Here is a 16,543-nt window from a genome sequence, read left to right as displayed (position 1 = left end):
CTGGCGTCATGCGTTTTCCATCTTTCACTCGTTCGGACGAGTCAGATGTGACTACGAGACAGTGGCGGAGCCCGACTCTTTCAGCCCCGCCGACACCATCCGGCCCCGCCGGTGTCAGCGCCGCGGGGCCCGGGGCGCAGCCCCCATCTTTGGTCCCAGCCGGCGTCTGCCCCGCAAGGTCCGGGCGCTGCCCGGACCTTGCGGGGCAGACGCCGGCTCGGCTCAAAGATCGGGGCTCCGCCCCGGACCCCGCGCCTCGGACTCCGGCGGGGCCGGATGGTGGCGGCGGGGCTGAAAGATCGGGGCTCCGCCCCGGACCCCGCGCCTCGGACGCCCGCGGGGCCGGATGGTGGCGGGGCCGGGCGGTCAGCTTTCCGTGCGGTACATCAGGTCGACCTCGTGGGTGCTGAAGCCGAGGCCCTCGTAGACGGCCAGGGCGGCCGGGTTGTCGGCGTCGACGTAGAGCATGGCCGTCGGCAAGCCCTGGGCGGCCAGGTGGCGCAGGCCGATCGCGGTGAGGGCCTTGCCGAGGCCGCCGCCCTGGGCGCCGGGGCGGACGCCGAGCACGTAGACCTCGCCCAGCTGCTCCGCCGCGTGGACCTTCGTCCAGTGGAAGCCGACGATCTCGCCGTCGCGCTCCGCGAGGAAGAAGCCCTTGGCGTCGAACCACGGCTGCGCGATCCGGTCGTCCAGGTCCCGCTGGGTCAGCGAGCCCTGTTCGGGGTGGTGGGCGAAGGCGGCCGCGTTCACCGCGAGCCAGGCCTCGTCGTCGGTGCCGGGCACGAAGGTCCGTACGGTCACGCCGGACGGGAGCGCGGGCTCCGGCAGCGGGTCGGCGTCGGCCAGGGGCCGTCGCAGCTGGCGCAGCTCGCGGAAGAGGGTCAGGCCGAGCACCTGCGCGAGGTGCCGGGCGGCCGACTTGCCGCCGTGGGCCCATACCCGCAGCCGCTTCCCGGAGGCGGCGAGCAGGGCCATGCCCATCGCCCGGCCGTGCCCGCGACCGCGCAGGGCCGGGTGCACGAGGAGCTCGGCGGCGGGGGCCTCCACCGGGTCGGTGTCCTCCAGTTGTCCGTAGGCGGCGAGCCGGCCGCCCTCGGTGAGCAGGAAGTGCCGGATCCCCTCGCGCGGGCCCCCGCGCAGCTGGAGCCGTCCCTGCTCGGACACGGCGGTGGTGCCGTCGGTACGCGCCGCGTCCTCGATCAGGTCGAGTACGGCGTCGGCCTGTTCCTCCGTCAGCTCGTCGAGGGTCTGAATCTGCCGTCCCGGCTCCAGGGCCGCTGCTGCGTCAGTCATGGCACGAGCCTACGACCGCGGCGGGTGGCGGGCGGAGTGCGGGCGCGGGGTCGGTCCGTCTTCTGCGCGTAACCAACGCGATACCCGTTACCCCCTGGTAGAGCTACGCGCGTTGACCATAGGCTTCCCGGGACCTCCCAAGCAGTATCGCTGTCCACAAAGGGGACTAAATGTCAGCGACGCCACAACGGCACCGCCGAAACCGCCGGTTGACCTTCGCCGCCCTCGCCGTCACGGCCGGGGCCGGAGCCTTGGTCGCCGCCGCTCTGCCGGCCGGTGCCGCGAGTGGTGGCGGTGCGGCCAAGAGCCGGACCGTCGACGTGCAGATGCTGTCGTTCAACGACTTCCACGGCACGCTGGAGCCCCCGCAGGGTTCCTCCGGCAACGTGACCGAACGTCAGGCCGACGGCACGACCAAGGCCATACCCGCGGGCGGGGTCGAGTACCTCGCGACCAGCCTGCGCGAGGCCCGCAAGGGCCACGAGTACTCCGTGACCGCCGCGGCCGGTGACATGATCGGCGGCAGCCCGATGCTGTCCGGTCTCTTCCACGACGAGCCCAGCATCGAGGCGCTGAACAAGCTCGGCCTCGACGTCAGCAGCGTCGGCAACCACGAGTTCGACGAGGGCAAGACCGAGCTGCGCCGCATGGCGTACGGCGGCTGCCACCCGGTCGAGGGCTGCTACGAGTTCGGCAAGGAGTTCACGGGCTCCACCTTCCAGTACCTCGCCGCGAACGTCACGGACGAGAAGACCAAGCGCCCCCTGATGTCGCCCACCTACGTGTGGAAGAAGGGCGACGTGAAGATCGGCTTCATCGGCGTCACCCTGGAGGGCACTCCGGACGTCGTGACCGCCGAGGGCGTCAAGGGCCTGAAGTTCGGCGACGAGATCGAGACGATCAACAAGTACGCCGCCGAGCTGAACAAGCAGGGCGTCAAGTCGATCGTCGCGCTGATCCACGAGGGCGGGCTGCCCGCGAGTGGCGCCTACAACTACGACTGCAACGTCCCGGGCGCCGGCGCCGGCATCTCGGGCGCGATCGTGGACATCGCCAAGAACGTGGACTCCAAGGTCGACGCGCTGGTCACCGGCCACACGCACCAGGCCTACGCCTGCAACATCCCGGACCCGGCGGGCAACCCGCGCACGGTGACCTCGGCCGCCTCCATCGGCCGCCTGTTCACGGACACCACCCTCACCTACGACCGGCAGACCAAGGACATCGTCCGTACGCCGGTCGCCTCGCCCAAGCCGGTCAACAAGGTCGTCACCCGGGAGCAGCCCAAGGCCCCGGACATGACCGAGCTGATCGACCGCTGGAAGACCCTCGCGGCCCCGATCGCAAACCGCCCGCAGGGCTTCATCGCGGCCGACATCCCGGGCCGCGGCTCCGAGGCGCCCGAGAAGCCGCTCGGCGACCTGATCGCCGACGCGCAGCTCGAGGCGCTGGCCCCGGCGGACAAGGGCGGCGCGCAGCTGGCCATCATGAACCCGGGCGGCATCCGCTCGGACCTCGCCTACAAGGCCTCGGGTGACGAGGGCGACGGCGTGGTGACGTACGGCGAGTCCTTCACGGTCCAGCCGTTCACCAACATGATGAACATCGTGGACCTGACCGGCGCGCAGCTGATCACCGCGCTGCAGCAGCAGGTCAGCGGCCCGGTCAACGGTGTGAACCCGAAGATCCTGCAGGTGTCGAAGGGCTTCACGTACACCCTGGACCTGACGAAGACGGGCGCGGACCGCATCGTCGTGGACTCGGTGAAGCTGAACGGCGCGGCGATCGACCCCGCCAAGACCTACCGGGTCGCGATGAACGAGTTCCTCGCGGGCGGCGGTGACGGCTTCACCGTCCTGAAGGAGCACAAGAACAAGCTGGTGGGCGCGTCCGACCTGGACTGCTTCAACGCCTACCTGACGAACAACTCCTCGGCGGCCAACCCGATCGCCGTGCCGGCGGCGAACCGGATCACCGTCATCAAGTAACACCGAGCAGTACCCGCGCACAGCGCGCCCGAAGGGGCGGTGGACCAGTCGGCCCGCCGCCCCTTCGGCTTGCCCCCGCGCACCCCCGTGGAGCGGGATCAGAGGCTGGCCAGGAACGTCCCGACGGCTCCGTGGAATCCCTCCGGGTCCGTGAACGGCACGAAGTGGTCGCCGTCGAGGGGCGCGTACGAGGTCTTCGGGCGCCGGGCGACCATCGCGTCGGCCGCGGTCTGGGTGAGGGCCTGGCTGCGGGTGCCGTGGACCAGCAGGGCCGGGCAGGTGCTCGCGAGCCAGGCGTCCCAGTGGTCGCCTTCGCAGGCCCGGATGGAGTCGAGCATGTCCTGCGGGTGGTAGGGCAGGCGCCAGCCGCTTCCGTCCGGGAGGGGGCGCAGCGCGTCGGCGATGAAGGGCGCGCCCGCCGGCCCGGCGGCGGCGAGGAGCTCCTCGCGGGTGGGGGCGGTGTGGGGGAGGCCCTCGAGGAAGTCGAACCAGTTCGGTCCGGTGGGGACGCGGATCTCGATGGTGGCGTCGACGCCGATGAGTGCGGAGATCCGGTCGGGGTGGGCCGCGGCCAGGTGGTAGGCGTTGAGCCCGCCGAGGGAGTAGCCGAGGAGCGCCACGGGGGCGTCGAGGCCCAGGTGGTCGAGGAGGGCGAGGGCGTCGCAGACGTAGCCCTCGCGGCGGTGGTCGGGCGCCCGGTCCGAGTTCCCGTGGCCGCGCTGGTCGGGGGCGATGACCCGCCAGTCGTCGCCGAGGGCGGCGGCCAGGCCGGTGAAGGCGAGGGCTTCGGACATGCCGCCGTGCAGGGCGAGGAGCGGTCGGCCGGTGCCGCCGAAGTCCAGGTAGGAGAGGGTCCGGTCGTCGATCTTCAGCTCGTGGCGCATGGCTCGTGCCTCCCGTAGGCCCGTGGATCTTTCCGATGGCTCCACCCTGCCAGGATTTGGGCAAGCGCGCAATACAATTGTGTAGGGCGCTTGCCCAAACCGGGGCGCGGATACGATCCCGGCATGGGAAATCGCGAGGACCTGCTGGCCGGAGCGCGCCGCTGCCTGGAGGAGAAGGGGTACCTGCGCACCACCGTGCGCGACATCGCCACAGCCTCGGGGGTGAGCATGGCCGCGATCGGCTACCACTTCGGCTCCCGGGAGGCCCTCCTCAACCAGGCCCTGTTCGCCGCCATGGAGGAGTGGGCCGCGGGATCCGGCCGCCTCGCCGGTGTGGGCGAGACCGCGGGGGAGCGCTACGCCGACACCTGGGACCGCAAGATCCGCGACTTCGGTGAGATGCGCTGGCTCTGGCTGGCTTCCGTCGAGGCCTTCGTCCATGCGCAGTCCTCCCCCGAGCTGCTGGCGATCCTGGCCGAGGGGCAGCGTCGCAACCGGCGGATGGTGGCCGCGGCCCTGCGCGGGGTGCCGCCGGAGGAGGTCTCCGAGGCGGACGTACGGGCTCTCGGCTCGATGCACATCGCGCTGCTCAGCGGGGTGATGGTGCAGACCCTGACCGATCCGGAACAGGCGCCGGACGGCCGTGAACTCCTCCAAGGGCTGCGCTCCATGGTCGAGTTGCTCGAAAGCTGACCGCTACCGACGGGTAGTAAAGCTGACGTGTGCACGCCATAATCCGGCCATCACCGGGTCGGCAAAGGGGCGGGCATGGGCATCGGCATGGGCACGGGCACCGGAACGGGCACGGTCACCGGAACGGGCACGGCCACGGGAATGGGCCGGCGGACGTTCCTCGCCGGAGCACTGGCCGCGGGAGCGGCCCTCGGACTGGGAGCCGCACCCGCCTCGGCCGCGGCCCTCGGCACCCAGGACTGGATGGCCGGACTCGGGGACTCCACCGCCCTCCAGCGGATGACCGTCCCCGGCACCCACGACTCCGGCGCCACCAAGGGCGGCCTCTACGTCGCCTGCCAGAACACCTCGATCGCCCAGCAGCTCGACTCCGGCATCCGCTTCCTCGACGTCCGCTGCCGGGTGACCGGCGGATCCTTCGCGATCCACCACGGGTCCTTCTTCCAGGACCTGATGTTCGGGGACGTGCTCGTGGCCTGCGCGAACTTCCTCGCCGCGCACCCCTCCGAGACCGTCCTGATGCGGCTCAAGCAGGAGTACTCCACCGACAGCGACGCCACCTTCCGCGCCGTCTTCGACGACTACCTCGACCACCGCGGCTGGCGCCCGCTGTTCCGGATCGCCGACACCCTGCCCACGCTCGGCCAGGCCCGCGGCAAGGTCGTCCTGCTCGCCGACAACGGCGGCCTGCCCGGGCTGCGCTACGGCGACGGCAACGTCTTCGACATCCAGGACGACTGGAACGCCGAGCCCTTCGCCAAGCGCGGCAAGATCGAGAACCACTTCCGCAAGGCCGTCCAGCAGCCCGGCAAGCTCTTCGTGAACTACGTCAGCACCTCGGCCTACATGCCGCCGCGCTGGAACTCCGACCGGCTCAACCCGCAGGTGCACTCGTTCGTCGACGGTGGGGAGATGGCCGGCCGGACCGGGCTCGGCATCGTCCCGATGGACTTCCCGAACACCCGCTCCGGCCTGGTCGCCTCACTGATCCGGCACAACTGACGGCTCGGAGGGCGGCGGCGTCGGCGCCCCCGGGATGCGGAGCACCGCCTCCGTGCCCGCACCGCCGTCCGCCGCCGCCCGCAGCTCGGCGCTGCCGCCCGCGCGGGCCGCCGTACGGGCCACGATCGACAGGCCCAGCCCGCTGCCGGGCAGGGCGCGGGCCGACGGGGAGCGCCAGAACCGCTCGAAGACGTGCGGCAGGTCCTCGGCCGGGATGCCCGGACCGTGGTCCCGTACGGTCAGCTCGCCCGCCCGCAGCGTCACCTCGACCGCGCCGCCCGGCGGGCTGAACTTCACCGCGTTGTCCAGGACGTTGACCACCGCCCGCTCCAGCGCCGCCGCCTCGCCCCGTACGTACCAGGGCTCCAGGTCCGACGCGAAGGCCAGCTCCGGACCGCGCAGCCGGGCCCGGGACAGCGCCGCCGCGGCGATCTCGTGCAGGGCGACCACCTGGAGCGGGTTCCCCGCTCCGGCGTCCGGCCGGGACAGCTCCTGGAGGTCCCCGATCAGCGAGGCCAGCTCCGTCATCTGCGCCTTGACCGAGGCCAGCAGCTCCCGCCGGTCGTCGGGCGGGATGGCCCGGCCGGTCTCCTCGCTGCGCGCGAGGAGCTCGATGTTGGTGCGCAGCGAGGTCAGCGGGGTGCGCAGCTCGTGCCCGGCGTCCGCGATCAGCTGGGCCTGCCGGTCCTGGGAGGAGGCGAGGGCCGCCGTCATCGAGTTGAAGGACCGCGACAGGCGGGCGATCTCGTCGTCGCCCTCGTGGGGGATCCGTACGGTGAGGTCCTCGGTGCGGGCGATGTGCTCGACGGCGTCGGTGAGTTCGTCGACGGGACGCAGGCCCGTACGGGCCACCCACAGGCCGGCCGCGCCGGCGCCGGCGATCCCGAGGGCGGAGACGAGCAGCAGCACCCAGGCCAGGGTGGACAGCGGCTTGTCGACGTCGGCGAGCGGCCGGGCCACCGAGACCGCGAAGATCGGGCCGCCGAGCTCGGTCTGCGCCGCGAAGGTGTAGACGCGCATCGCGATGCCGTTGTCGGTCGTCGCGTCGTGCAGGACCTTGGCCTTGCGGCCGGCCGCGACCTCCTTGTCCGCTGCGGTGACCGGCAGGTCGGTCTGTCCGCTCACCCAGCAGTGGCCGCCGTCCGCGGTGACGATCTGGACCGTCGCGTTCAGCTTCTCGGCGATGTCCCGCTGGGCCTGCGCCGGAGGGGGCGCCGGACAGCGGCCCTGGCGCAGCCGGTCCAGGACCTGCGTCGTCGGGTTGGTGGACATCAGGGACTGGTTCAGCTGGTTGCCGAGCTGGGCGCGCACCATCACCCAGGACACTCCGGACACCGTGGCCACGGCCAGGGCCACCGCCACCGCGACGAGGAGGGCGAGCCGGGAGCGCAGTGGGAGCGCGCGGAACCTGGCGGTCGGGCTCACTCGGGCCCGCTCTCGCCGGCGCGCAGGACGTACCCCACCCCGCGCACGGTGTGGACGAGGCGGGGCTCGCCCCCCGCCTCGGTCTTGCGGCGCAGGTACATGACGTACACGTCCAGGGAGTTGGAGCTGGGCTCGAAGTCGAAGCCCCAGACGGTCTTGAGGATCTGCTCGCGGGTCAGGACCTGGCGCGGGTGCGCGAGGAACATCTCCAGCAGCGTGAACTCGGTACGGGTCAGCTCCACCGGCCGCCCGCCCCGGGTGACCTCGCGGGTCGCGAGGTCCATGCGCAGGTCGCCGAAGGTCAGGGCGTCCTCGAGGCTCTCGCCGCCGGCCTGCGGGGCCGCGTAGGAGCTGCGGCGCAGCAGGGCGCGGACGCGGGCGAAGAGCTCGTCGAGCTCGAACGGCTTGACGAGGTAGTCGTCGGCGCCCGCGTCGAGGCCGGTGACGCGGTCGCCGACGGTGTCGCGGGCGGTCAGCATCAGGACCGGCGTGACGCTGCCCGCGGCGCGCAGCCGGCGGGCCGCGGTCAGCCCGTCCATCCGGGGCATCTGGATGTCCAGGACGATCAGGTCGGGGCAGTACGAAGCCGCCCGGTCGAGGGCGTCGATCCCGTCGACGGCGGTCTGCACGGCGTACCCCTCGAAGGCGAGGCTGCGGCGCAGGGCCTCGCGTACGGCCGGTTCGTCGTCGACGACGAGGATCCGCGCTTCGCCTTCGGCGGGAATCATGGATGGGTCTCCCAGGGGTGGTGGTCGGCCGTGGCGTCCGACGGGTGAGGGCGCTTCCAGCCTCGCACGGGCGGGCTAGAACGAGGTGCCGAAGCCGTTGGCGGCGGAGCCGCTGCCGGAGGAGCCGGAGCCGGAAGAGCCCGAACCGCCGGGGCCGCCCTTGCGGAGCGAGTCCAGGTCGGCCTTGACGGTGTTGACCGGGATGGCGAAGCCGAGGCCGACGCTGCCCGCGGCGGAGCCGCCGGAGGAGGGGGAGTAGATCGCGGAGGGCATGCCCACGATCTCGCCGTTCATGTTGACCAGGGCGCCGCCGGAGTTGCCGGGGTTGAGGGAGGCGTCGGTCTGCAGCGCCTTGTACGAGGTGGTGTTCGAGCCGGTGTCCCCGTTGAACTCGCGGCCGCCGAAGGAGAAGGGCCAGCCGTCGCCGTCCTGCCGGCGGCCCTGCGGGGACTGCTGCTCGGACTTCGCCACCTTCACCTCGCGGTTCAGCGCCGAGACGATGCCGCTGGTGACGGTGCCGGTGAGGCCGTCGGGGGAGCCGATGGCGACGACCTGGTCGCCGACCTTGACGCTGCCGGAGTCGCCGAGCTTGGCCGGCTTGAGGCCGGTCGCTCCCTGGAGCTTGATCAGGGCCAGGTCCTTGTCGGGATCGGTCCCGACGATCGTGGCCTTGTACTTCTTGCCGTCGCTCATCGTCACCTGGATCTCGGCGGCGCCGCTCACGACGTGGTTGTTGGTGACGATCTCCCCGTCGGCCGTGACGACGACGCCGGAGCCGGTGCCCTGGCCGGACGCGGTGCGGGTGTCGATGCGGACGACCGAGGGACTGACCTGTTCGGCGACGCCGGAGACGGTGCCGGCGCCCGTTCCGGTGCTCTGCGAGACGTTGGTGCCGTTGACGCCGCCGGCGCCCCCGTTCTGGTGGACCATCAGCTGCTGGACGGCGGCCGCGGTGCCGCCGCCGACCAGGGCCGCGGCGAGTGCGACGGCCGCCAGCAGGGCCACGGGCCGCTTCGCGCGGGGCGCGGGGGCGGCGGCGTGAGCGGGCTGGCGGGGACCGCTGCCGCCGCCCGCGGGCTCGCCTGCCGGCACGGTCTCGCCGCGGATGACCGGGGGCTGGTGCGCCTCGTGCCAGCCGGGTGCGGCGGGCGGGTACGAGGGCGGCGGCGGGTACGCCCCCGCCGCGGGGTCCTGCACCGGCCGGTCATGCCCCCGCTGCCGGTCCTCGCCGAAGAACGCGTGCGGAGTGGGGCGGTCCTGGGGGTACTCGCCTTCGCGGCGGAAGCTGTCGGTCATGGCTGTGACTCTGCTCGCCGATGATGAGAGCTTCCTGAGCCTGACCTGAGAAGCCCGACAGAACCTTGTATGCCCCTTATAAGACCCGCTGTTGCCTGCCCCGCTGGAGCCGGGACCGGCCCCCAGGAAGGCGGGTCGCGGGCCAGGGGTCGGGCGCGGGCCCGGTGAGGCCGCGGGACCGGCGTCAGCGACAGCCGCAGGAGCGGCGGATCACCAGGGCCGACGGGAACTGCTTCAGGCGTTCGCGGCGCGAGCCGGCCACGCGGAGGCCGTCGTCCAGGACCAGGTCCACCGCCGCGCGGGCCATCGCCGGGCGGTCCGACGCGATCGTGGTCAGCGGCGGGTCCGTGAGGGCCGCCTCCTTCACGTCGTCGAAGCCGGCCACGGCCAGTTCCCCGGGCACGTCGATGCGCAGCTCCCGCGCGGCGCGCAGCACACCGATCGCCTGGTCGTCCGTGGCGCAGAAGATGGCGGTCGGCCGGTCGGGCCGGGCCAGGACCTCCAGGGCGACCGTGTACGCGTCGTAGCGGTTGTACGGGGCCTCGATGAGCCGGCCCTCGACGGAGCGGCCGGCCTCCTGCATGGCCCGCCGCCAGCCCTCGACGTGGTCGGCGACCGGGTCGCCGACGGACGGGGTGTTCTCGACGCCGCCGATGCAGGCGACGTACTCGTGTCCGTGCTCCAGCAGGTGGCGGGTGGCGAGCTGGGCGCCGCCGATGTCGTCGGTGACGACGGCGACGTCGTCGATCGCCTCGGGGCGCTCGTGGAGGAGGACCACCCGCGCGTCCCAGGCCTCGATCTCGCTGGCGGCCTGCTCGCTCATGCCCTGGCTGACCAGGATCAGGCCCGACACCCGCATGCCGAGGAAGGCCCGCAGGTAGTGGACCTCGCGCTCGGTGCGGTAGTCGGAGTTGCCGACCAGCACCATCTTCCCGCGCTCGGCGGCGGCCTGTTCGACCGCGTGCGCCATCTCCGCGAAGAACGGCTGACGGGCGTCCGGGACGATCATGCCTATGAGGTCGGTGCGCCGCGACGCCATCGCCTGGGCGACCCGGTCAGGGCGGTAGCCCAGCTCCTTGATCGCGGCGAGGACACGCTCGCGCGTGGCCGGGGCAACCGGCCGGGGTCCGTTGTTGATGACGTAGCTCACGACGGCGGTAGACGTACCCGCAAGTCGTGCCACGTCATCCCGCGTCACCTTGGCCACGCGCGGCAGTCTACGCGGGGTGACCTACCTCTGGGCAGGGCGTCCTGCCGAGTGGACGATCGCGGGCTCCTCCGCCGATCGGGTGACGGCCGCGGCCGGCTGCGCGGACGTCTGCGCGGTGGCCTGTGCGGCGGCCTTGGCCGCCGCCTGGGCCGCGGCCTCGGCCGCCGCCCGCTCCACCTTCTCCGGGGTGACGAAGCGGTAGCCGACGTTGCGGACCGTGCCGATCAGCGACTCGTGCTCGGGACCGAGCTTGGCGCGCAGCCGCCGTACGTGGACGTCCACGGTCCGGGTGCCGCCGAAGTAGTCGTAGCCCCAGACCTCCTGCAGCAGCTGGGCGCGGGTGAAGACCCGGCCCGGGTGCTGCGCGAGGTACTTGAGCAGCTCGAACTCCTTGAAGGTGAGGTCCAGCACCCGGCCCTTGAGCTTGGCGGAGTACGTCGCCTCGTCCACCGACAGGTCGCCGTTGCGGATCTCCATCGGGGAGTCGTCCGACCCCAGCTGCTGACGGCCGGTGGCCAGCCGCAGCCGCGCCTCGACCTCGGCCGGCCCCGCGGTGTCCAGGAGGACGTCGTCGATGCCCCAGTCGGCGGTGACGGCCGCGAGGCCGCCCTCGGTGACGACGAGGATCAGCGGACAGCCGGGCCCGGTGGAGCGGAGCAGCTGGCACAGCGACCGCACCTGCGGCAGGTCGCGGCGGCCGTCCACGAGGATCACGTCGGCACCCGGGGTGTCCACGAGGGCCGGGCCCTCCGCCGGAGCCACCCGGACGTTGTGCAGCAGCAGGCCGAGTGCGGGCAGCACCTCGGTGGAGGGCTGCAGCGCGTTGGTGAGCAGCAGGAGAGAGCTCATGACCGACCACCTGCCCGGGTCGGACGGTGCACGGTTCGCTGGTCCATCACGTCGGTTCCTCCTCGGTCCCGTCGAGGACGTGCGCGGTACTGCTTCGTACGTCTTGCCCGGCATCCCTGCGGTCCCCGCGCCCTGGGGTCCGCATGGATACCACTGTTCTCGGTTCGTTCAACGCTCTGAAAGCACAAAAGGACCCGGGGGCAACGTTGCCCGGATCCTCTCGCCAAGCAGAATAGCCCACCGGCCCGTGCGTGGCCGAGGCATCTTCGACATCCCTCCTGTGGGTTCTGCCACGGCCGTGCCCTGCGTATGCCCCGGTTTCACCGGATCGGCGGCCCGCCGGGCGGTCACGCGGGGTCGCCCGGGCGCACACGCGACGCGTCGGTGCACGCCGGGGCGGACGGCCGGAGGGGCCATCATGGAGGCCGACGGTAGAGAGCCGACGATAGGAGCTGCAGTGGCAACCGGAACCATCCGCTACTGGGCGGCGGCCAAGGCCGCGGCCAAGACGGCGGAGGAGCCGTACTCGGCGAGCACACTGGCCGAGGCGCTCGACGCCGTGCGGGAGCGCCATCCCGGGGAGCTGACCCGGGTCCTGCTGCGCTGCTCCTTCCTCGTGAACGACGAGCCTGTGGGCAAGCGCCCGCATGATTCCGTCCTGCTGACCGAGGGGGGCACCGTCGAGGTGCTCCCCCCGTTCGCGGGCGGGTGAGCGGGAGCCCATGAGCACGCCTGAAGAGCACCAGCAGCAGCGCGAACAGCAGGAGCAGTACGAGCAGCACGAGCTGCGGCGGCAGCAGTACGCGCAGCAGCAGGACCCGTACGGGACCCAGACCTGGCAGTCCGACACCTGGGACACCAGCCACCAGCCGGTGTACCCGGCGCTGGGCGCGGTGCCGGGGCAGCCGGTGGCGCCCGAGGGCTGGTTCCGCGACGAGGCCCGGTCCGCCCAGGCGCAGCCCCAGGCTCCGGCCGGCGGTGCGGGTGTGCCCTGGCCGGACGGTTCCGCGGCCGGGTCCGCCGATCCTTACCCGGCGTCGTACGAGTACCCGGCCGCCGACGGGCCCGCGCAGCAGCCGGTGGCTCCGGAGGGCTGGTTCCGGGACGAGGTCCCGGCCCAGGCGCCGGCTCCCGCCCAGGACTGGTCCCAGGACGGCCAGGGCGCGGGGATGCCCGCCGCGGCCGACGAGACGGCCTATCTGCCGCCGTACCCCGGTCCCGACCAGGAGGCCGCCCCCGCCGAGCAGACCGCGTACCTGCCGCCGTACCCCGGCCCGGCACAGCAGCCGGCCGCCCCTGAGGGGTGGTTCCGCGACGAGGTGCAGGCCCCGGCTCAGGCCGCCGCCCAGGACTGGTCCCAGGGCGGCCAGGGCGCGGGGATGCCCGCCGCGGCCGACGAGACGGCCCATCTGCCGCCGTACCCCGGTCCCGGGCAGTCCCAGGCCCCGGCCGAGGAGACCGCGTACCTGCCGCCGGTGCCCGGCGCGGAGCGCACGGACGGGGCAGCCGCCGAGCAGACCGCCTACCTCCCGCCCCGGGCGGCTGCCGCCCCGGCCCCGGACGAGGACGGCGCCGAAGCGGTGGAGGTCACCGCCTGGTCCCCGCCCACCCTCGCCGGGAACACCCTGCGCGCCGTCGACCCGGCCCAGGCCCGCGCCGAAGGCCGGTCGCCGATCATCGACCCCGGCCCGCAGTCGGCCATACTGACCGCCGCCCTCGGCCTGCTGCTCGCCGTGGCCGCCGCCCTCGGGCAGTACGCCCTGCTCGTGCCGCTGATCGCCCTGCAGGGGCTCACCGCGGCCGGCTGGTTCCGTCTCAACGGCATGTGGCCGGCCCGCCAGGGCATCGCCCTCGCCTTCGCCGGGGCCCTGGTCGCCGACGTGGCCGTGCTCGCGGTGGACCGCACGTCCGGCCCCGGCGCGATCGTCGGCACCCTCGGCGCCTGGGTGCTGCTCACCCTCGTCCTCCAGCTGCGCAGCCACGCCGATCCCGACGAGCGGATGTACGGGCTGATGGCCTCGGTGGCCTCGGCCGCCCTCGCCGTCATCTGCGCCGGTTACCTGGCCGCCGGTTCCGCCGCCGTCACGGTCGGCGCGGCCGCCGTGGCGGTCGCCGTCTTCGCCCGTGCGCTGCCGCTGCCCACCGCCCCCTCCGTCGGCGTCTCGCTGGCCGCGGCGGCCGGTGCGGGCATCGCGGTCGGCGGAATGACCTCCGTCGGGGTGGGCGGGGCGCTGCTCGGCCTGGTCTGCGGCGTGTGCGCGCTGATCGGGCTGCGGGTGGCCGCGTACGACTACCCGTCGAAGTTCGTGCACATGACGGCCGGCGTCGCGCTGCCGCTCGCGGCCGCCGCCCCCGCCGTGTACCTGATCGGCCGGGTGGTGGGCTGACGTTCCGCTGACGGGCGCACATGGTCCACTAGATCGCTCGTACCGACTAGTAGGGGGAGGGGCACGTGCGTGCTCTGCGGATCGTTGTGATCATCGGAGTGGTGCTGGGGGCGATCTTCGCCGGTGTGGACCGATGGGCCGCCGGCTACGTCGAGAACCAGCTGGCCGACAAGATCCAGGCCCGCCAGGGCCTGGCCGGCAGTTCGGAAGTGGAGATCCGCGGATTCCCCTTCCTGACCCAGGCCTTCAGCCACGAGCTGGACCGGGTCGACCTGAAGCTCAGAGGGGTCGAGGTCGTCGCCGAGGGCCGCAAGACGCGGCTCTCGGAGCTCGACGCGAGCTTCCACAGCGTGAAGCTGAACGGTGACTACAGCGGCGGCACCGCCGAGCGGGCCGAGGGCACCGGGCGCATCACGTACGCGGACCTGACCGCGGCCTCGCAGACCGGCGCGACCCTCACGTACGGCGACGCGCCGGGCAAGGTGAAGGTCACCGCGGCCGTGGACGTGCTCGGCAAGACCGTGACGCACAGCGTGGTGTCGACGATCTCCCTCGTGGACGCGCCGGACGGAAAGGGCGGCAAACTCGTCCGGGTGCGCGCCGACGAGGTGCCGGGCTCGGGCATACCCGGGGTCGAGAAGCTGATCCGGAAGAAGACCGACTTCGAACGCAACCTCGAGGTCGGCATGCCAGCCGGGCTCCACCTCTCGGCCCTGACCTCGGACGAGGCCGGTGTGCACCTCACGCTGGGCGGCTCGAACGTGGTGGTGGCCGGATCGTGAGACAGTACGGTCCGCTCCGCAGAAGGACGGGCCGTACGGCGGCTCCCGGGGGCGGCGCGGCGGCCGCCCGGGGGTCTCGCATCCCAGAATGCGGACGATCCTGTCTCGACATATGACACACCGGTGACAGGGCGGCCGATTCGTCCCTACGATCCATGGCTATGAAGCATCAGCAGGCGGACCTCACGAAGCGACGGGCAGTAGACCTGTGTCGCGTCGCCGCCATGCTCTGTCGATCCATGTGACCTGTGAGCGCATCCGCTCCATCAGCCGGACGACGGCCCTACGGCCCTTCCCGCGTGACCGCACCCGCCTCCTGAGCACCTGACGCCTCCCCGCGCAGGCTCCGGAGCGCACCCGCAGGCACGCAGTACGCGTCACCCGCACCGCCCCGCCGCACACTGCCCCGGAGGAGAACACCATGAGCCGCAGCGACGTCCTCGTAGACGCCGACTGGGTCGAGGCCCACCTGAACGACTCGAACGTCGTCGTCGTCGAGGTGGACGAGGACACGTCCGCCTACGACAAGAACCACATCAAGAACGCCGTCCGGATCGACTGGAAGCAGGACCTCCAGGACCCGGTCCGCCGTGACTTCGTGGACCAGGAGGGCTTCGAGAAGCTCCTCTCCGCCAAGGGCATCTCCAACGACGACACCGTCGTCCTCTACGGCGGCAACAACAACTGGTTCGCGTCCTACGCCTTCTGGTACTTCAAGCTCTACGGCCACCAGGACGTGAAGCTCCTCGACGGCGGCCGCAAGAAGTGGGAGCTCGACTCCCGCGACCTGGTCGACGGCAAGGACGTCCCGAACCGCCCGGCCACCGAGTACAAGGCCAAGGCCCAGGACACCTCGATCCGCGCCTTCCGCGACGACGTCGTGGCCGCGATCGGCAACCTGAACCTGGTCGACGTCCGCTCGCCCGACGAGTTCTCGGGCAAGCTGCTCGCCCCGGCGCACCTGCCGCAGGAGCAGTCGCAGCGCCCCGGCCACGTGCCGAGCGCCCGCAACATCCCGTGGTCGAAGAACGCCAACGACGACGGCACCTTCAAGTCCGACGAGGAGCTCAAGGCCCTCTACGAGGCCGAGGGCGTCGACCTGTCGAAGGACACCATCGCCTACTGCCGCATCGGCGAGCGCTCCGCGCTCACGTGGCTCGTGCTGCACCAGATCCTGGGCCAGACGAACGTCAAGAACTACGACGGCTCCTGGACCGAGTACGGCTCGCTCGTCGGCGTGCCGATCGAGCTCGGCCCCAACAAGTAATCCCGGGCACGCGACGCCCCGTAGTACGACCTCTCTAGGACAGGACAGAGAACATGTGTGGAGCACAGATCGGCGGGCCCGACCTCGCGACGCTCAAGCCCGGTGAGACCGCGATCCAGGGCCAGGTGACCAAGGGCGGCGAGCCCATCAGCGGTTACGTGCGTCTGCTGGACGGCGGCGGCGAGTTCACCGCCGAGGTACCGACCTCGGCGACCGGCCAGTTCCGCTTCTACGCGGCTCCCGGCACCTGGACGCTGCGGGCGCTCGTCCCCGGTGCCCAGGCGGACCGTGCCGTCGTGGTCGCCGAGGCCGGCGGCGTGACGGACGTGGCGATCGCGGTCTGAGCACCGCACGTGTGATCGCTCGATAGATCGGCCGGAGGGCCGCACCCCAGGGGGTTGGACGCCACTGGACGGGGTGCGGCCCTTCGTGCCGTCCGCCTTGTGCTCGCGGGCGCCCGCTCTACGCTGGAGTCATGTACGCCCGGCGCCGGCGCGCCTATTTCCTGCTCATGGGCGGATGCCTGGTCCTCTTCGTCTCCGCCTGGACCTTCGTGCGCCTACTGTCGGTCGAGGCCGCGGTGGCACTGTGCGTGGTCGCCATGGTCATCCCGCCGGTGGCCGCGGTGATCGCCAACCGGCGCGGCCCGGACGACCGCTGGTGGGACGACCCCTCGGGCGACCCGAAGTCCGACGAGTGGTGGGACGAACTGGACGGAAAGCGGCGCCACGAGGACTGA

Annotated in this window: 17 protein-coding genes; 10 read left to right on the top strand and 7 right to left on the bottom strand. The window is 72.3% G+C overall.

The features are described 5' to 3' along the window. Positions 1-366: 366 nt before the first annotated feature. On the bottom strand, positions 367-1,293 hold the full coding sequence (gene mshD, locus PV721_RS16890) for a mycothiol synthase (RefSeq protein WP_319724935.1): 927 nt from the start codon (positions 1,291-1,293) through the stop codon (positions 367-369). A gap of 170 nt (positions 1,294-1,463) precedes the next feature. Between mshD and PV721_RS16885 the strand changes: the two genes are divergently transcribed. After that, positions 1,464-3,281, top strand: a complete 1,818-nt coding sequence (locus tag PV721_RS16885) for a bifunctional metallophosphatase/5'-nucleotidase (RefSeq protein ID WP_319724933.1) — start codon at positions 1,464-1,466, stop codon at positions 3,279-3,281. A gap of 98 nt (positions 3,282-3,379) precedes the next feature. On the opposite strand, the gene PV721_RS16880 is transcribed toward PV721_RS16885, so the two are convergent. Beyond that, entirely contained in the window at positions 3,380-4,165 is a 786-nt protein-coding gene (locus PV721_RS16880) for an alpha/beta hydrolase (protein ID WP_319724930.1), read from the bottom strand. 123 nt (positions 4,166-4,288) lie between these two features. On the opposite strand from PV721_RS16880, the gene PV721_RS16875 reads away from it, so the two are divergent. Together PV721_RS16875 and PV721_RS16870 are read left to right on the top strand one after the other, a co-directional pair. Next, positions 4,289-4,858 carry a TetR/AcrR family transcriptional regulator gene (locus PV721_RS16875; protein WP_319724928.1) on the top strand — a complete coding sequence of 190 codons (570 nt, stop codon included), beginning with the start codon at positions 4,289-4,291 and terminating at the stop codon, positions 4,856-4,858. 141 nt (positions 4,859-4,999) lie between these two features. Beyond that, positions 5,000-5,860: a phosphatidylinositol-specific phospholipase C gene (locus tag PV721_RS16870; protein ID WP_319724943.1), complete on the top strand. Its 861-nt coding sequence runs from the start codon at positions 5,000-5,002 to the stop codon at positions 5,858-5,860. Here the strand turns inward: PV721_RS16870 and PV721_RS16865 are convergent. The 5 genes from PV721_RS16865 to PV721_RS16845 form a co-directional block, all read right to left on the bottom strand. Beyond that, positions 5,840-7,285 (bottom strand): HAMP domain-containing sensor histidine kinase, encoded by a 1,446-nt coding sequence (locus PV721_RS16865; RefSeq protein WP_319724926.1) that lies wholly within the window; start codon positions 7,283-7,285, stop codon positions 5,840-5,842. The two genes, PV721_RS16870 and PV721_RS16865, sit on opposite strands and share 21 nt — an antisense overlap. Next, a complete protein-coding gene (locus PV721_RS16860; RefSeq protein ID WP_319724925.1) occupies positions 7,282-8,013 on the bottom strand; it encodes a response regulator transcription factor in 732 nt (243 codons plus the stop codon). Before PV721_RS16860 ends, PV721_RS16865 begins: the two co-directional genes overlap by 4 nt. A 75-nt stretch (positions 8,014-8,088) precedes the next feature. Then, entirely contained in the window at positions 8,089-9,309 is a 1,221-nt protein-coding gene (locus PV721_RS16855) for a S1C family serine protease (protein ID WP_319724924.1), read from the bottom strand. A gap of 184 nt (positions 9,310-9,493) precedes the next feature. Then, positions 9,494-10,516, bottom strand: a complete 1,023-nt coding sequence (locus PV721_RS16850; protein WP_319724923.1) for a LacI family DNA-binding transcriptional regulator — start codon at positions 10,514-10,516, stop codon at positions 9,494-9,496. 24 nt (positions 10,517-10,540) lie between these two features. Continuing rightward, on the bottom strand, positions 10,541-11,368 hold the full coding sequence (locus PV721_RS16845; RefSeq protein ID WP_319724922.1) for a response regulator transcription factor: 828 nt from the start codon (positions 11,366-11,368) through the stop codon (positions 10,541-10,543). 457 nt (positions 11,369-11,825) lie between these two features. Between PV721_RS16845 and PV721_RS16840 the strand changes: the two genes are divergently transcribed. From PV721_RS16840 to PV721_RS16815, 7 genes are all read left to right on the top strand, one after another. Then, positions 11,826-12,080, top strand: coding sequence for a MoaD/ThiS family protein (locus PV721_RS16840; protein ID WP_319724920.1), 255 nt, complete (start codon positions 11,826-11,828; stop codon positions 12,078-12,080). Between the two features lie 10 nt (positions 12,081-12,090). Then, positions 12,091-13,755, top strand: a complete 1,665-nt coding sequence (locus PV721_RS16835; RefSeq protein ID WP_416371116.1) for a hypothetical protein — start codon at positions 12,091-12,093, stop codon at positions 13,753-13,755. 65 nt (positions 13,756-13,820) lie between these two features. Then, entirely contained in the window at positions 13,821-14,537 is a 717-nt protein-coding gene (locus PV721_RS16830) for a DUF2993 domain-containing protein (protein WP_319724918.1), read from the top strand. Positions 14,538-14,692: 155 nt separating this feature from the next. After that, positions 14,693-14,782: an Ms5788A family Cys-rich leader peptide gene (locus PV721_RS43925; RefSeq protein WP_350875872.1), complete on the top strand. Its 90-nt coding sequence runs from the start codon at positions 14,693-14,695 to the stop codon at positions 14,780-14,782. 176 nt (positions 14,783-14,958) lie between these two features. After that, the gene (locus PV721_RS16825) at positions 14,959-15,804 is read left to right on the top strand and encodes a sulfurtransferase (RefSeq protein WP_319724916.1); all 846 of its coding nucleotides are present in this window, start codon (positions 14,959-14,961) and stop codon (positions 15,802-15,804) included. 53 nt (positions 15,805-15,857) lie between these two features. Next, positions 15,858-16,148: a DUF1416 domain-containing protein gene (locus PV721_RS16820; RefSeq protein WP_030718391.1), complete on the top strand. Its 291-nt coding sequence runs from the start codon at positions 15,858-15,860 to the stop codon at positions 16,146-16,148. 131 nt (positions 16,149-16,279) lie between these two features. Then, positions 16,280-16,543 carry a DUF3099 domain-containing protein gene (locus PV721_RS16815; protein ID WP_319724912.1) on the top strand — a complete coding sequence of 88 codons (264 nt, stop codon included), beginning with the start codon at positions 16,280-16,282 and terminating at the stop codon, positions 16,541-16,543.

Origin of the sequence: Streptomyces sp. MB09-01 (assembly GCF_033794505.1) — a bacterium.
Lineage (GTDB): Bacteria > Actinomycetota > Actinomycetes > Streptomycetales > Streptomycetaceae > Streptomyces.
The sequence above is the reverse complement of the archived record's forward strand: the minus strand, read 5'-3'. Positions and strand labels throughout refer to the sequence as shown.

Excerpts from the sequence above, each read along its gene's own strand:
- mshD (WP_319724935.1), bottom strand. The coding sequence starts at position 1,293 with ATGACTGACGCAGCAGCGGCCCTGGAGCCGGGACGGCAGATTCAGACC.
- PV721_RS16885 (WP_319724933.1), top strand. The coding sequence starts at position 1,464 with ATGTCAGCGACGCCACAACGGCACCGCCGAAACCGCCGGTTGACCTTC.
- PV721_RS16880 (WP_319724930.1), bottom strand. The coding sequence starts at position 4,165 with ATGCGCCACGAGCTGAAGATCGACGACCGGACCCTCTCCTACCTGGAC.
- PV721_RS16875 (WP_319724928.1), top strand. The coding sequence starts at position 4,289 with ATGGGAAATCGCGAGGACCTGCTGGCCGGAGCGCGCCGCTGCCTGGAG.
- PV721_RS16870 (WP_319724943.1), top strand. The coding sequence starts at position 5,000 with ATGGGCCGGCGGACGTTCCTCGCCGGAGCACTGGCCGCGGGAGCGGCC.
- PV721_RS16860 (WP_319724925.1), bottom strand. The coding sequence starts at position 8,013 with ATGATTCCCGCCGAAGGCGAAGCGCGGATCCTCGTCGTCGACGACGAA.
- PV721_RS16855 (WP_319724924.1), bottom strand. The coding sequence starts at position 9,309 with ATGACCGACAGCTTCCGCCGCGAAGGCGAGTACCCCCAGGACCGCCCC.
- PV721_RS16845 (WP_319724922.1), bottom strand. The coding sequence starts at position 11,368 with ATGAGCTCTCTCCTGCTGCTCACCAACGCGCTGCAGCCCTCCACCGAG.
- PV721_RS16835 (WP_416371116.1), top strand. The coding sequence starts at position 12,091 with ATGAGCACGCCTGAAGAGCACCAGCAGCAGCGCGAACAGCAGGAGCAG.
- PV721_RS43925 (WP_350875872.1), top strand. The coding sequence starts at position 14,693 with ATGGCTATGAAGCATCAGCAGGCGGACCTCACGAAGCGACGGGCAGTA.
- PV721_RS16825 (WP_319724916.1), top strand. The coding sequence starts at position 14,959 with ATGAGCCGCAGCGACGTCCTCGTAGACGCCGACTGGGTCGAGGCCCAC.
- PV721_RS16820 (WP_030718391.1), top strand. The coding sequence starts at position 15,858 with ATGTGTGGAGCACAGATCGGCGGGCCCGACCTCGCGACGCTCAAGCCC.
- PV721_RS16815 (WP_319724912.1), top strand. The coding sequence starts at position 16,280 with ATGTACGCCCGGCGCCGGCGCGCCTATTTCCTGCTCATGGGCGGATGC.